This window comes from Desulfovibrio intestinivivus, assembly GCF_053570665.1.
Window position 1 is genome coordinate 1,224,884 of the sequence record NZ_JBRBQT010000001.1, and the last position, 14,684, is coordinate 1,239,567.

Below are 14,684 nucleotides of genomic sequence, written 5' to 3' on the forward strand. Positions count from 1 at the left end.
CGCCGAAAACCGTGGCAGAATTGCCGCCAAAACCGCCGCTGTAAAAAAAATGCAAAATTGTATTGACAGTTAGGCTAGTTTTGGTCATTCTGCTTTTCGCCGTGGGGCTGTAGCTCAGTTGGGAGAGCGCTTGAATGGCATTCAAGAGGTCAAGAGTTCAATTCTCTTCAGCTCCACCAGATAGGTAATTAAAACCCCCGATCGTCGGAAGATGGTCGGGGGTTTTTGCGAGTGAAATTTTATGACGTGGTTCCCTGAGTCTACACCAAAGACAGGGACAAGCGGGCTCTACACCAAAGACGGGGGCAAGCCCCTTCAGCGGGCATTTTTCCGCCAGGTTTCTGAACAATTCTCCAGCCATTTCAGCAGCACAGAACGCGCACTCTCAACCTATAATTTTCGAAATTACGGAAGCCATACGCACGCCGCTGGATCAACTTCATTTTACGGTGAAAACCTTCTGTGATGCCGTTATTTCGGGTAAACCGGAACATTCGGGCCACTTCTTCCCGCCAATTATGCAACGTCTTACCCAGGGTGCGCAATGGCGCGAAGGGCGTTTTTCGAAGGTGATCAATTTTATCTAACAATTCAGCTACATACCTGCGACAGCAATCGACACTTTGCGCCCGTACACGCAATAAGTCCGCTGTTTCATGTAAAAATTCATACAGTGATTCAATGTCCGGCCTGTCAGCAAAGTATGCTCGTAATCGCTCTTTCTGTGAGTTTGTTAACCGATCACGGCGAGTCAGCAAAAGACGCATCATACCGCCTCGCCCATAAGCAAGTTGTTTTTCATCAATTGCCTTGCACAGCTCTGAAAAGTGCTGATTCACCAGCCTGATAACATGAAATCTGTCCGCAACAATGTGCGCATTGGGAAACCACTCCCGCACAAGTCGCCGATACGCAGAGTTCATATCAATACAGACCATTTTAACTTTGTGGCGGCCTTGCAGTGATTGCAAAAAATCGCGCATATCGGCGGCGCTGCGCCCTTTAACCACATCAAAGACCCTGCGGCGGGCCAAGTCGCAAAATGTGGTTGCAAAGCCCTGCCTGCGCGTAAATCTATGCTCATCAATGCCCAGAATGCGCGGGCATGTGCGGTTTGCCCAGTGGCTGCTCTTGTGCTGCATCATCTGGTGGTAATAGCGCTCCACGCTGGCTACGCCTATGCGGTGCTCGTCGGCGATGTCCTTGCAGGAAACACCTTTGTTGTAGGCCTGAAAAATGTTGCGCTTGAGCAGCTCTGTTGTTCTGCTCCACACTTTTATGCCTGCAAGTCTGGTATTAAAATATCTACCGCATTCTTCGCATCGGTATTTGTGGCAGCGAATCACCAGGCGTGACGCCCTTCCATGAATGGAAATATTACGGATCGTCCGCCAGAATGAGTCCTTGATGCGTAGTTTCTCGCATGCGCAGTGTGGGCACGTATTCTTGCCCGTCCACCTTGCCTCAAAAACCGGGGGCATACGACTCACCACTTTTTCGATTGCAAAATCCCGCAAGCCAATTAAAAATTGTTCCACAGGGCCTTCTCTTCTTTTCTTTGGTCGGAAAACAAAGGTTGCCCTGGTGGGCATACCAGCTTTGCTTGGTATGCCCATTTTTTCTTGGAGCCGCTATGCCCCCGTCTTTGAGGTAGAGCCGTAAATCTATGCTCATCAATACCCAGAATGCGCGGGCATGTGCGGTTTGCCCAGTGGCTGCTCTTGTGCTGCATCATCTGGTGGTAATAGCGCTCCACGCTGGCTACGCCTATGCGGTGCTCATCGGCGATGTCCTTGCAGGAAACACCTTTGTTGTAGGCCTGAAAAATGTTGCGCTTGAGCAGCTCTGTTGTTCTGCTCCACACTTTTATGCCTGCAAGTCTGGTATTAAAATATCTACCGCATTCTTCGCATCGGTATTTGTGGCAGCGAATCACCAGGCGTGACGCCCTTCCATGAATGGAAATATTACGGATCGTCCGCCAGAATGAGTCCTTGATGCGTAGTTTCTCGCATGCGCAGTGTGGGCACGTATTCTTGCCCGTCCACCTTGCCTCAAAAACCGGGGGCGTACGACTCACCACCTTTTCGATTGCAAAATCCCGCAAGCCAATTAAAAATTGTTCCACAGGGCCTTCTCTTCTTTTCTTTGGTCGGAAAACAAAGGTTGCCCTGGTGGGCATACCGGCTTTGCTTGGTATGCCCATTTTTTCTTGGAGCCGCTATGCCCCCGTCTTTGAGGTAGAGCCGACAAGCGCCCGGCTTGGACAGCGAGGCTCATATGTCCCGCCTTTCCAACCCGCCACAATATGTAAGAATCAGGATGATGATTGGACAGCATTCTGGTTCGACATCCCAAAAGGAATAAGAATTGGCCTTGGTTGAAGGTGTGTGCTCAAGGGCAAACAGAAAGCCCCCGGTCAGATGCGATGACCGGGGGCTTTGTTAACGCTTGCAGATTATGTGAAAATAAATATTTTCATTGCCATGCATTAATCCTCAAAGTACACTTATCCAAGGGGGTTAGTCTGCTGTCGTCGGCAGCGCTTTCTGCCTTTTAGGGCAACACAAGCGGTTTTTCTCTAGTTGCGTATTTTTGAGCATGCTTGAGAACTTCGGCAAAGTAGTGCTGGCAGTTGTGAACTACAGCATTGTAGGGCGGAAGCTCGAAATTTTGATTGAGCGCGGTATCTTCCTGATTCTTTTTCCATTCTTGAGCGACATCGAGCCTTGCCTTGTCTATGTATTCCTTGCGGTATTTGGGGGCTTCAACCTGATATCTTTTTAAGTCTTCTACGGATTCAGAAAATTCGCCGGAACCGGTCAGGCCAAAATTGCTGCCTTCGTTGCCCACAAAGTGCATATGGTCATAGTGTAAGTTGAAGAGCATAACTTTACGACCGTACAATTTTTTGCCTATATCGTCTGGAAGTCCGAGTTCTCTCACCCCCATGCGATAGTAGGGAACAGCCGCATCCGGGTCTGGCGAATACGGTTGCAAGGTAGAATGGTCGCCTTGAGCGTGCTTTTTTACCACGTCAGCAACGCTGGCTGGGTACATGCGCTCCTCCAGTGGAGCATTTTGCGAAACAGGCATGGGGGCCTCAAGTGCTGTCTGTTGCCTGTGATAGGGCATGGTTGCTGCTGTTGCAGAACCTTTAAAGGTGAATTGCCCGTTGCTCAAACGCGGCTGGTCTGAAACATCGTTCCCCATGTTTCTGGCGTTGAAATTGTTCCCTGCCATGTTTCCTCCTTAAAGGTTTGGAGGAGATATAGCAGAGGCTGACGTTTTTGTAAGACTGAAAGGTTTCAGTAGTTTTTTGTCCTTTTCAGTTTGATAAATAAGGGCATTTATGATGAAAAAAAATAAAATTTTCAGTCCTTTATGATTTTGCGCAGAGGTCATGGCATGGCATAAACGCCGAAATTTTTTGCAGACCTCGAAAAAATATTTTTATTTTTTCTGCCAAAATTTGAGCATGCTTGAGCAAAACACATAAACAGCTTTGAGGAATTATATGGCATTCCCAACAAGCCCGGAAATAAAAGCAAAAGTTGCGGGCCTAGTGCGAGAACACTGGCCTAATATTATTATCTTGATTTTTACTTGGTTCGGTGGATTGGTCGATGACGACTATATGGGGCATGTGGTGCAGGCTATTGGAGTGGCTGGAGTTATTGTGCTATTGTCAATTTTTAATTTGCAAAAAAATATATGGATTTATATCTCAGGTATGGCTTTATGTTTCATAGGTGCTGCCGAAATAATAGACACTCAACATATCGCTGACATAATGGGCCTTGGATGGTTGTCCTCATGGTCTATCATCGTAATAACAATTGCAGTTCAGGGCTCTATTGCTTCGTTTATCTGCGTACTGTTCTTGTATATATTCTTCTTTAGGTCGCAGATTAGCGCCGCAATGTTGGTCAAGGTTCCAATTTGTATGTTGTTTCTACTCGCGGCCCTAGGGCCAACCTTTATGGAGCTTTGGATGATTCTGGCCTTAAGCGTATTTGGGCCAACATAGCGGCTATCAGACTAAGAATGCTTGGCAAGTCATCGCGAGGGAGGTCTACAAGGCCCTCAGAGGGCATCTGGAGGCATCTAACCATTATGATGATGAGATTACCTATTCCAATCCCGAAGAGGCCACCAGAAGCCTCTCACGATTATGACCGTAAACCGCATGATTAAGGAGTGGTGCAAAACCATAAACCTTGAAGGCAATTATGGCGCACATTCCCTTAGAAAAACCTTCGGATATATTCAGAGGACAAAATTTGGTGTGGGTTTTGAGCTGATCTGCAAAAGATTCAACCATTCATCCCCTAGTGTCACCATGCGATACCTGGGCATTGAGGACAAGGAAGTGCTTGAAATCCTTACGCATGAAATCTGATTGGGATATACAAAATGTATCGAAATGTATCAAAACGGACGGAAAATATACATTTAATAGCCTGATTTTATTGGCTGTGTAAGGTTTGGGGCATGATGCCTTAGTATGGCATTCAAGAGGTCAAGAGTTCAATTCTCTTCAGCTCCACCAGATAGGTAATTAAAACCCCCGATCATCGAAAAATGATCGGGGGTTTTTGCGTGTTCTGGAGTATTTCTTAGGCAATCAGGCTCTCTACACCAAAGACGGGGGCAAGCCCCTTGGTCATGATTGCAACTACGCTAGGTAGCCATATTTATATATTATTCAAACACGCTATCACAAACTAAAATTTTATTTTATGTTTTTAACATTGCTTTCCCATCAATCATTTCAATGGATTCAACATTCAATATATCTTTTGTGCCTATTGTAGTGTTTTTTGCGTTGTAATTTGTATTACATTCAGGACCCAACTCATTTCCACGAATTTTTTTGAAAACATAAGTTAATATTGGCTCTGCAATGTGCTTAATGTCTCGGTCAAGTTGCGTGGTAAAAGTAACTACACATGATTGGCCCTTTTCAATAAATTTATCCAATATGTTTGTATGATATCGTCTATCAATAGCTGCTAATAATCCTCTAACAATCTCTGGGCACTCATAAAAATGTCCTGTTCCTCCCTTAGGGTGCAATCCCACTTCCTTTATTAGCATCCCATTCGGACCAAGGTCTTGTACTCTAGCGTCAAATCTGCATCGATCATTAAAATCAAGATCTTTGAACGCAAAGTACCAGATCTTACGCCATTTTCTTCTACTCCATATCTTTTGATTTAACTTTTTCCTAATCCTCTTTGTTTTACTTTTTCTTCTTTTATTCGATTTATTTTCTATAATATTATAGCATGTACGCATCAGTACAGGCAGGATCAAATTTGTTGGTAAGATACCTATTTTGCAATACAGAGCTGGACACAATGTTTTTGAAAAATGAAACCAGTGGATTTTATTGATTAGAATTGGCTTAATTCCAAATTTTTCACACATGTAATAGTGTAATGGCCAACCATATTCTGCATTTTTAAATATGCTTTCGATATCTAAAGCATTTAATTCTGTTAAAATTTTTTCCTTATCTATTCCGTAGATTACACTTAAAGTGTTAATACTCTCTTCATAACTGGCACAATTAATAATACGTACTTCATCCATACAGCATTCCTCTATTTAATACACATATATAAAATATATTACGCACTCGCGTTAGCTTCAGTGGAAATTATGAAGTTGACATCTAATGCCAGTATATTTTTAAAATCACATCAAATTTGTTTTCTTGTTACTCCATATTCATACTAATCACGTACCCTACCCTAATATACTTCAGATAAAAGAAAAGACCGTTCAGTTGCACCTTAAACTGCCTTTTCTTTTATCTTGCCCAACCCCACAATATGTCGAAACTTAGTTTTAAGCGATGCAAAACGATTTTTTTGCACCATGGTGACCTGCGCGGTGCCTATTCTTCCGATTGCCCAAAGAGATATTTGCCTATCAGCCAGATGGAACGCCCAAAATTGTTAATTAATTGCTCGCCTTGCTTTAGATAAGAGAGCTCCGAGTTAACACCTGCTAGTTTGATGGCTTCTGCAACCTTTGATCCCGTCGGGTGCGCATCTCCAACGCGCATGTCATAGGTGCCAGCAATTTTGGAGAAAATTTTGCGAGCCGCTTCAACTCCAATTCTTTGAGACAAAATATCCTGCAAAAGCTTATTTGAACCAAGCTTATCTTTCTCTGTGCTAGTTGAAATCTTCCGTAATTCTCGAATGTTGAGCCGATCCGAGAAGACACGGATAAGTTCTTTTGCTAATTTCAAGAGTGAGGTTTGATCTTTACTCGCAAATCGAGAAATTTGCTGCATAGTCTCGCCGTCATCAATGTCATTGATGAATAGCGAAATTTGGTGGTCCTTTTGAAATCCCTCTTCTAGCAGTCGCATACTATGAAAAAGTAATTCCTCAACGGCATAAGTGGATGCTGGTTGAGCTTTGACCTGTGCATTGAGTAGTTCACTGGACACTTTACCTTCTGGAGCAACGTTGTATGCAGCCCAAATATGTTGCTCCCATGAGGATAGGCGGGCAATATCATAAGCATAGACAGTCAGCAAGTCAGATGAATTAATTCCGAAGTGAATTCTATACCCACATGCTGAGTGTATGCCACCTGTTTCTGCTGTGTACCATTCAAGCTTAAATCCACGATTACTAAGAAGCTCAGAGACAACACCGGAACGGAACCACAGCCAACGACCAATATCTTCATTGTTGAGTTCGGATGATCCGATGCGCTTACCATCAGTGTCCACGATGAATTGAGGCAGATTCAATTCTGCATCTCCACGCACTCGCACACTCTTGGATTGATGATCGATCCATTCATCTCTCCAAAATTCGCCCTCAATCCTAACACCTTGATAATCTCCACGGTACCCTTTAGAGCTTTCATGACTGGTATTATGGTCGTTTTCTGGCCCCATCACGGGAGCGTCTTCATCTTCATCAACGTCCGTTCGCCATGCTCTGAATGAAGCCCAACTACCCCCGAAAACCTTATTTACAGAATTAATTCGAAGTTCAAATCGCCCGCCGTCTCGCGCCTCTTGATGCTTTTTTAGATTTACGTAATCACTTCCCTCAAGACTAGCTACATTTTCAACTCGTTGCCGATAATACGAGAGGCGCAGTGAAAGGTTTCTTGCGGCTAAATAATCAAGAAGAAATTCTCGCTTAATCTCGATCAAAACATGTTCGCCTTTATCATTAAGAACCTCACGAGCAACGACAACAAAATTTTCCTCTGGCCTTACCCAGTTCGCACCTTCCTTTATAAGGCGGAGTGCCACAACCAGATCAGGATTCAATATCCATAGCCTTCCACCAACGACAGGCTGAGGGTGAACAAAGACGAGATTGACGCCAATTGGTTCTTTGTCATTATATTGATACTGATCAATGGGTGAATAATAGCCATCTTTATATGCATATGGTGTGACCTCTCGACTTAATCCAAGGTCGCTCCAAGATAAATGTTCCTCAACTAGCTTTTTGTGCTCTGATGGAAATGCGGCAGAGCCACATCCAAAAAATTCCCTGACGTAACCTATACATTTGAAATTTCCTTTTTCATGGTCGGTGGATTCCCTTAATGGAACCCAAGTCGCGTTAGAGAAAAAACGTCGAGTTTCTTTTTTGTGGAGAATCCATTCTTCATTCATTATGAAAATCCTTTTTATAGTTCAAAAACAGTCTTTCATTGCTGCACAACACACTAAAAAAATTGACACAAAGAAAAATTTATTCGAAAAAATATCATGAACTATTTGCACGGGCAGCTATTGAAATCAGACACATCTATTTGCAATTTTCTACGCTTCAAGCGCCCTGCACAACAGCCACACGCTTGGCGGTGCTGCATGGGTCGTTATACTCAATCGCGCGTTATGACTTATAGATAAAAATAATTTCTAGTATATATTCCCCGCACAATGAAACACAAGTATTTACCCGTAACTTTGTTTAGTTTAATTATATTAGAATATTGAGGGGTAGAATGGGGGAACGACCGTTCAAGTATTGCCCTTAACAGCCAATTCATTACACACGCCAAAGACGGGGCAAGCGTCCTGTGCCTTAACAGCTAGGCCCATATAGTCCGCCTTTCCAGCCCGCCACAATTGTAAAAATCAAAGTGATGATGGTCAGTGCGCCCGCACCAAGCCCCCCCATTTTACTTTTATTTCCGCACTTGTTGGGAATGTCATGTAAACCCTCTGCGTTACGTCTACTCATTCACGGCGCACAACCACAAGCAATTTGAGCCAGAATGCGCGACTATACTGGCCCGAATAGACCGCTAAGGGCCATAAGCATCCAGAAAGACATAAATGTTGGCCCCAGGGCCGCGAGCAGAAATAACATACAGATGGGGATCTTGACCAGCATTGCGGCGCTAATCTGCGACCTAAAGAAGAATATATACAGGAGCAGTACGCAGATAAACGAAGCAATAGAACCCTGAACTGCAATTGTTATTATGAAGGTAGACCATGAGGACAACCATCCAAGGCTCATTATGTTAGCGATATGGTGAGTGTCTATTATTTCGGCAGCACCTATGAAGCATAAAGACATGCCTGAGATATAAATCCATATATTTTTTTGCAATTTAAAAAGTGACAGCAGCACAATAACGCCAGCCGCTCCAACAGCCTGCACCACATGCCCCATATAGTCGTCATCTACCAGCCAACCATACCAAGTAAGAATCAAGATAATAATGCTAGGCCAGTGTTCTCGCAGTAGCCCTACAGATTTTGCTTCTATTTCCGCTTTTGTTGGGAATGCCATATAATTCCTCAAAGAGGTTTATGTGTTTTGCTCAAGCATGTACAAATTGGGGCAGAAAAAAATAAAAATATTTTTTTTCAAAATCTGCAAAAAATTTCATCATTTATGCCCTTGCCACAGCCTCTGCACGAAATCATAGCCAACTGAAAGATTTTATTTTTTTCTTCACCAACTTCCCCTAATTCCAAACTGAAAAGAACAAAAAAACGACTGAAACATTTCAGTATTACATAAACGCCCTCATCTGCTATATCTCCTCCAAACCTTTTAAGGAGGAAACATGGCAGCGAACAATTTCAGCACCAGAAACATGGGGCACGACGTTTCAGATCAACCGCGTTTGAGCAACGGGCAATTCACCTTTAAAGGTTCTGCAACAGCAGCAACCATACCCTCCCACAGGCAACAAACAGCGCTTGAGACTCCCATGCCCTTTTCGCAAAATGCCCCGCTGGAGGAGCGCATGTATCCGGCCAGCGTTGCTGACGTAGTAAAAAAGCACGCTCAGGGCGACCACTCTACCTTGCAGCAATATTCTCCAGACCCGGATGCGGCTGTTCTCTACTATCGCATGGGGGTGAGGGAACTCAGACTTCCTGGCGATAGAGGCAAAAAAATGTACGGGACGAAAGTTCCGCTCTTCAACTTACACTATGACCACATGCACTTTGTGGGCAGTGAGGGCAGCAATTTTGGCCTGACCGGTTCTGGCGAATTTTCTGAATCCGCTGAAGACTTAAAAAAATATCAGGTGGAAGCCCCCAAATACCGCAAGGAATACATAGACAGGGCAAGGATCGATGTCGCTCAAGAAAGAGAAAAAAATAAGTGGGACACCGCGCTCAACCAAAATTTCATCCCCCCGGTTTACGACGCCGTGGTTCACAACTGCCAGCACTACTTTGCGGAAGTTCTCCAACAGGCTCAAAAATACGAAACCAGAGAAAAACCGCTTGTGTTGCCCTAACCGGCGGAAAACGCTGCCGACAACAACAGGCTAACCCCCTTGGATATGCGTACGTTACGGGTTTATGTATGGCAATAAAAATATTTAATTATACATAATCTGAAGGTGTTAACGAAGCCCCCGGTCAGATGCGATGACCGGGGGCTTTCTGATCGGGGGTTTTAATTACCTATCTGGTGGAGCTGAAGAGAATTGAACTCTTGACCTCTTGAATGCCATACTAAGGCATCATGCCCCAAACCTTACACCGCCAACAAAATCAGGCTATTAAATGTATATTCCCCGTTCTTTTTGATACATTTCGATACATTTTGTATATCCCAATCAGATTTCATAGGTAAGGATTTCAAGCACTTCCTTGTCCTCAATGCCCAGGTATCGCATGGTGACACTAGGGGGGAGTTTACGGTCAGGATCGTGAGAGGCTTCTGGTGGTCTCTTCGGGATTGGAATAGGTAATCATCATCAGAACGGTTAGATGCCTCCAAATGCCCTCTGCTGGCCTTGTGGGCCTCCCTGTTTATAAAAATTGGATCGAATAGGTGAAAAGTGCCCCCCGATCATCATTCGATGACCGGGTTTTTTTATGCCTGCTTGCCAACAGGACGCTGATACTATTGAGCAAGCCGTGCTGCGCTCAGCTTGTATAATTTTTCTCTTGTAAATAACCTATATGTGCAATTTTTATTGTGTTTTTTATAACATGCTGATTTTGAAATATATAAATTCAAGCTTGTGTGCAAAATATGTATGCAATTGCACAAATAAGGCGTGTAACTGATTTTGTTTACATAACTTATTATTTAACCTTTACTTTGTATTTTTCATGTGGTTATTCTTACATTAAGAACAGGAATGTGCATGAATTCATAACTCAAGTGTATTCAGCTAGTTGAAAAAGGAGGAGCCAATGGAAGTTCCGAGCAAAAGCCATGCGGGCTGGCAAGACATTATCACTGGCAAGAAGACCTTCGAACTCAAGTTTCTGGCAGCCAAGATCATGCTCGGTCGGCTGGTGCGCGGGGTTCATGACAACCCAACACCGCAGAATATCGCCTCAAGTATAGACCAGCTGTATAACCTGTTTGTGCAGAACGCCAATTCGCAAACCGTGCAGGATGATGTCAAAACAATTTTCGGGAAGTGAGGAACTTATGAATCAGTCAATTATGGGGATACATGACGTTCAGAAAAAAATTTCCGAAGGGCGTTCACTTCTTCTTGCAGGCGAAGAAGCTGTTATCCAGCAGTTGCCAAAGGGCAACTGGGTTGGCGGAACAATTCCTTATTTCATTACAAAAGAGCATGGGGGGCTTGCCTCCCGTGAACTCATATTTGTTACAGACATTACCGATATTGCCCAAAGCGTCAGCATTGCCCAGTACAATAAAGACACCCTCGCCAATGTGTATGTGGAGGGGCCAAAGCAGGGATTCAGTTTTATTCTGATACCTGCGGCAAGCGAAACGCATCTTTCCTTTGCTGTGAATGCACCCAACTACAAATCATTCGGCATGTCGCCGCTCATCGGCTGGATTGCAGGCGTGCATCTGGACGATCTTGGCAAAAAAACACCAAAGGTTTTTAACGGCAGTACGGGAAGCATGATTGAAGATGGCGCCATAGTGCTTCGGGCAGAGCTCAAGCCCGGCAAGCTGGCAGAGATCGGCATCATCAACCTTTTTGAGCAGGGCGATGGCGATACGCTGACCTTTTCTGCCGACGGGTTCTCAGCCAAGGATGTCATGGTCAATGGCGTTCCACACAATTTCGCTGCCTACCTCAAAGAACACAATCTGGATACCAGGCTGCCAATCGTTGCCGACTACTATGGCGCGTTGGTGAACATCAGTTTTCAGTGCATAAACGAGGCGGAAAACATGGTGCATTTTTATGCACCGGTTTTCAGCGGCATCCGTTATAAACATGCAAAGCCGATTGCTGATTACGTGGCGGCCTTTGATGCGCATGTAAGCAAGGTAATGGGTTCGGATACAGATAAGGTTGTGTTTTCGTGCAACTGTATTCTGAATTACCTGTTCTCCAATCTTGAAAACAAGAAGACAGGCGCGTTTGTCGGGCCTGTTACGTTTGGCGAAATAGCCTACCAGCTGTTAAACCAGACTCTTGTGTACCTGGAAATCAAAGATTACTGATGCGCGTAAGGCAGAACAATCTTCTGCCATTACGCGTCTGCAAAAAGCTCCGGCCAGTTCATCACTGGTCGGGGCTTTTGTAGCATATGGGGCTCGTTTCTGTTTTAGTAACGTGTCCTGCTGTTGAATATGCCCGCGAATCGCGATAGCAGTATGCGAGCGTGTAGCAGGTATGCCGGGCTATTGCGTAGAAAATAGCTTGCATAGCTTTTCGTTGCGCAACGGCGGGGCAATAGGTCAGCAAGCTTGTACAAACATTCAGAGGCACCATGCAAAGATATCTATTTTCGGTCTGTCTGCTTTTTTTCGTACTGGTTTGCGGCAGCAACGGCATAAGCCAGTGCCAGGCCGCCACAACCGAGATTGAAGTTGTCGCCTCCGGCACCACGGGCACGCTGGTGGTGTACTCCACAGCCAACGGCACCCGGCAGGAACTGCTGCGCACACAAGCCTATGTGGGCAGAAACGGTTGCAGCGTGGACAAGCGCGAGGGCGATGGCAAAACGCCCGTGGGCGTGTATGAAATCCGGCGCGGTTTTGGGCTGGCTACGCCCCCTGTGGTGAACATTGCCTATACCAAGCTTGCAGGCGACGAAAAGTGGGTGGATGACGTTGCCTCAGCCCGCTACAACCAGTGGGTTACAAAGGATACAACCCCCGTTGACTGGAAATCTGCCGAAGATCTGTCCAAAGAAACCGTGGCCTACAAGTACGTAGCCGTGATCGAGTATAATACGGATAAAATCGTCAAGGGCGCTGGCTCGGCAATCTTTCTGCACTGCACGCAGGACAAGCCCACATCCGGCTGCATCAGCGTGCCGGAAGAAGCGATGGTCAAGATTCTGGGCTTCATACAGCCCGGTACGCGCATTGCCATTGCGGGTTCTGATGCAGAACTGAAAAGCCTGACAAAGTAGCCCGTAGGGGCAAGCTTTTGCATGGAGTCTGGCGGATACGCCCGGCTGCAAGGGCATGAACAAAAGGCGGGGCAGTGGCGCAACATGATTGAGCGCCACTGCCCCGCCAATTTTATCAGAGTTGCCGATGGCTGGAATCAGGCGAATTTAAGGCCGATCACCCCGGCGATAATCAAACCGGCGGAGGCCATGCGCAAGGGCGCAGCCGCATCGCCAAAGGCAACAATGCCCACCACAAAGGTGCCCACAGCGCCAATGCCCGTCCATACCGCATAGGCTGTGCCCATGGGTATTTCTCTTTGGGCCATCAGCAGCATCATGCCGCTCAACAAAATACAGGCAATGGCAAAGCCGAGCCACAGCACGCGCAGCCCTTCTTCCGTCCAGCCCAGTTTGAGGCCGATGGGCCAGCCGATTTCAAGAAAGCCCGCCAGTACAAGATAAAGCCACGCCATACAGCCTCCATGATGGTTGATTTTTCAAAGCCGGACGCGACAAACAAAGGCATCTTGTGGTGCTATGTGCAAAAGACCTGGCAAACACACTGCATACTGCGAACGCCAGATGCTGCGGCCACGGCAAAGCTACGCATCGTCCTCGTGAGCGGAATCAAGCAGGGCGGCAATATCCCAGTAGGCTGTTTCGATTTTGGAAAGTGATCTGTTGACTGAAATGCTTTTTTGTCGCCACAGGTCGATGGTGCGGAGCGGCCTGACACCGTGCTCGCAATCCTTGACCAGCAGCACGCGCGGCAATGAGGGTGCATACGGGTCGGAATGACACACAATGCCTTTTTGCCCGTTAGAGAGCACCACCGCCGTGCCGATGGGGAAGATGCCCACCATCTTGATGAAATGCTCGGCATAGCCGGGCGCCCAGGCATTCTCGCCCATCTTGAACAGGGTGCCCAGGGCGTGCTTGGGGTGGATGGCGTCTTTGTACACGCGCTTTGAGGCTAGGGCGTCATACACATCGCAAATGGAAATGATGCGCCCGAAAATGCCTATCTGGTCGCCGGAAAGGTTGTATGGGTAGCCTGTGCCATCGTGCCGCTCGTGATGCTGCAAAATGCCTTCCAGTACTTCTGCCGAAAATTTGCCCGTGGCTTGCAGCTTGGCATGACCGCGTTCAACGTGCGAATGCATGATCTGCATTTCGTCCGCGTTGAGCTTGCGCGGCGCGTTAAGAATGTTGGCGGGCAGCAGCGCCTTGCCGTAATCATGAAACAACGCCGCAATGCCTATCTGCCGCTGTTCTTCGTCATCCATCCCCAAATATTGCGCGAACGACACGGCAAAAATGGCCACATTGACGCTGTGGCGGTACATGTAATCATCCAGACTCTTGAGATTTGCCAACAAGAGCAGCGCGTTGCGGTTGCGCACAATGCTCTTTTTGATGGCGCTCAGGCATGGCTCCACAGCCGTAACTTCAATGGTGCCGCTGGCGGCGCTCTGCATAAATGATTTTACATGCCCATAAGCAGCGGAAAACGCACCCCGTGCCGCACAAATTTCTTCGGTAAGCGGCGTCTGTGGCGCAGGGGGCGATTCCAGATTGCGCACAATCTGCGAGCGAATGGGATCGTAGCAGGCCTCAGCATAGCCCTGCCGCGTAATGGCCCTGATTTCATCCTGCGAGGCGATGAACCCCTCTTGCTGGTAAAGATTGGGTTCTGCCAGCCAGGAGATGCCGGGGTTGACCAAAAACATGCCAGGCTTGAGGCGGTCTATGGAAATACGCACTGATGACATGCCGTTCGTCACTTCACATCTGGAGTTTGACGCAATAGGCGCGCACGGGGGGGCATCCAAAAAGGAGGCAATACGCGCGCGGCAGCTACCAG

General features: G+C 46.5%; 13 protein-coding genes, 1 tRNA gene and 1 pseudogene. 7 read left to right on the plus strand and 8 right to left on the minus strand.

All coding sequences use genetic code 11. From position 1 onward, the window contains the following. Positions 1 to 103: 103 nt before the first annotated feature. Positions 104 to 179: transfer RNA gene (locus tag ACUZ9P_RS05180), tRNA-Ala, on the plus strand. Between the two features lie 183 nt (positions 180 to 362). Here ACUZ9P_RS05180 and ACUZ9P_RS05185 read toward each other — a convergent pair. The 3 genes from ACUZ9P_RS05185 to ACUZ9P_RS05195 all read right to left on the minus strand — a co-directional run bounded on the left by ACUZ9P_RS05185 (position 363) and on the right by ACUZ9P_RS05195 (position 3,243). Further along, on the minus strand, positions 363 to 1,538 hold the full coding sequence (locus tag ACUZ9P_RS05185; protein ID WP_449248906.1) for an ISL3 family transposase: 1,176 nt from the start codon (positions 1,536 to 1,538) through the stop codon (positions 363 to 365). Next, positions 1,523 to 2,128, minus strand: a complete 606-nt coding sequence (locus ACUZ9P_RS05190; RefSeq protein WP_449248907.1) for a transposase family protein — start codon at positions 2,126 to 2,128, stop codon at positions 1,523 to 1,525. Before ACUZ9P_RS05190 ends, ACUZ9P_RS05185 begins: the two co-directional genes overlap by 16 nt. A 428-nt stretch (positions 2,129 to 2,556) precedes the next feature. Further along, a complete protein-coding gene (locus ACUZ9P_RS05195; protein WP_449248908.1) occupies positions 2,557 to 3,243 on the minus strand; it encodes a hypothetical protein in 687 nt (228 codons plus the stop codon). A gap of 274 nt (positions 3,244 to 3,517) precedes the next feature. Here ACUZ9P_RS05195 and ACUZ9P_RS05200 point away from each other — a divergent pair, with 274 nt between their 5' ends. Next, on the plus strand, positions 3,518 to 4,030 hold the full coding sequence (locus ACUZ9P_RS05200; RefSeq protein ID WP_449248909.1) for a hypothetical protein: 513 nt from the start codon (positions 3,518 to 3,520) through the stop codon (positions 4,028 to 4,030). Between the two features lie 96 nt (positions 4,031 to 4,126). Beyond that, a pseudogene (locus tag ACUZ9P_RS05205) lies at positions 4,127 to 4,402 on the plus strand (tyrosine-type recombinase/integrase); the annotation flags it as partial. Between the two features lie 338 nt (positions 4,403 to 4,740). Here ACUZ9P_RS05205 and ACUZ9P_RS05210 read toward each other — a convergent pair. The 3 genes from ACUZ9P_RS05210 to ACUZ9P_RS05220 form a co-directional block, all read right to left on the minus strand. Then, positions 4,741 to 5,598: a hypothetical protein gene (locus tag ACUZ9P_RS05210; protein ID WP_449248910.1), complete on the minus strand. Its 858-nt coding sequence runs from the start codon at positions 5,596 to 5,598 to the stop codon at positions 4,741 to 4,743. A 307-nt stretch (positions 5,599 to 5,905) separates the two neighbouring features. Beyond that, the gene (locus ACUZ9P_RS05215; protein ID WP_449248911.1) at positions 5,906 to 7,666 is read right to left on the minus strand and encodes a hypothetical protein; all 1,761 of its coding nucleotides are present in this window, start codon (positions 7,664 to 7,666) and stop codon (positions 5,906 to 5,908) included. 616 nt (positions 7,667 to 8,282) lie between these two features. Continuing rightward, positions 8,283 to 8,798, minus strand: a complete 516-nt coding sequence (locus tag ACUZ9P_RS05220; protein WP_449248912.1) for a hypothetical protein — start codon at positions 8,796 to 8,798, stop codon at positions 8,283 to 8,285. A 310-nt stretch (positions 8,799 to 9,108) separates the two neighbouring features. Here ACUZ9P_RS05220 and ACUZ9P_RS05225 point away from each other — a divergent pair, with 310 nt between their 5' ends. The 4 genes from ACUZ9P_RS05225 (at position 9,109) to ACUZ9P_RS05240 (ending at position 12,838) form a co-directional block, all read left to right on the plus strand. After that, complete coding sequence (locus tag ACUZ9P_RS05225) at positions 9,109 to 9,765, plus strand: hypothetical protein (protein WP_449248913.1); 657 nt, start codon at positions 9,109 to 9,111, stop codon at positions 9,763 to 9,765. A 910-nt stretch (positions 9,766 to 10,675) separates the two neighbouring features. Further along, the gene (locus ACUZ9P_RS05230) at positions 10,676 to 10,912 is read left to right on the plus strand and encodes a hypothetical protein (RefSeq protein ID WP_215648831.1); all 237 of its coding nucleotides are present in this window, start codon (positions 10,676 to 10,678) and stop codon (positions 10,910 to 10,912) included. Positions 10,913 to 10,919: 7 nt separating this feature from the next. After that, positions 10,920 to 11,921 (plus strand): DUF6976 family protein, encoded by a 1,002-nt coding sequence (locus ACUZ9P_RS05235; RefSeq protein ID WP_449248914.1) that lies wholly within the window; start codon positions 10,920 to 10,922, stop codon positions 11,919 to 11,921. A gap of 269 nt (positions 11,922 to 12,190) precedes the next feature. Next, positions 12,191 to 12,838 (plus strand): L,D-transpeptidase family protein, encoded by a 648-nt coding sequence (locus tag ACUZ9P_RS05240; protein ID WP_449248915.1) that lies wholly within the window; start codon positions 12,191 to 12,193, stop codon positions 12,836 to 12,838. A gap of 137 nt (positions 12,839 to 12,975) precedes the next feature. On the opposite strand, the gene ACUZ9P_RS05245 is transcribed toward ACUZ9P_RS05240, so the two are convergent. Further along, a complete protein-coding gene (locus ACUZ9P_RS05245) occupies positions 12,976 to 13,293 on the minus strand; it encodes a DMT family transporter (RefSeq protein ID WP_449248916.1) in 318 nt (105 codons plus the stop codon). A gap of 129 nt (positions 13,294 to 13,422) precedes the next feature. Further along, a complete protein-coding gene (locus ACUZ9P_RS05250; RefSeq protein ID WP_449248917.1) occupies positions 13,423 to 14,592 on the minus strand; it encodes an HD-GYP domain-containing protein in 1,170 nt (389 codons plus the stop codon). Positions 14,593 to 14,684 lie beyond the last annotated feature (92 nt).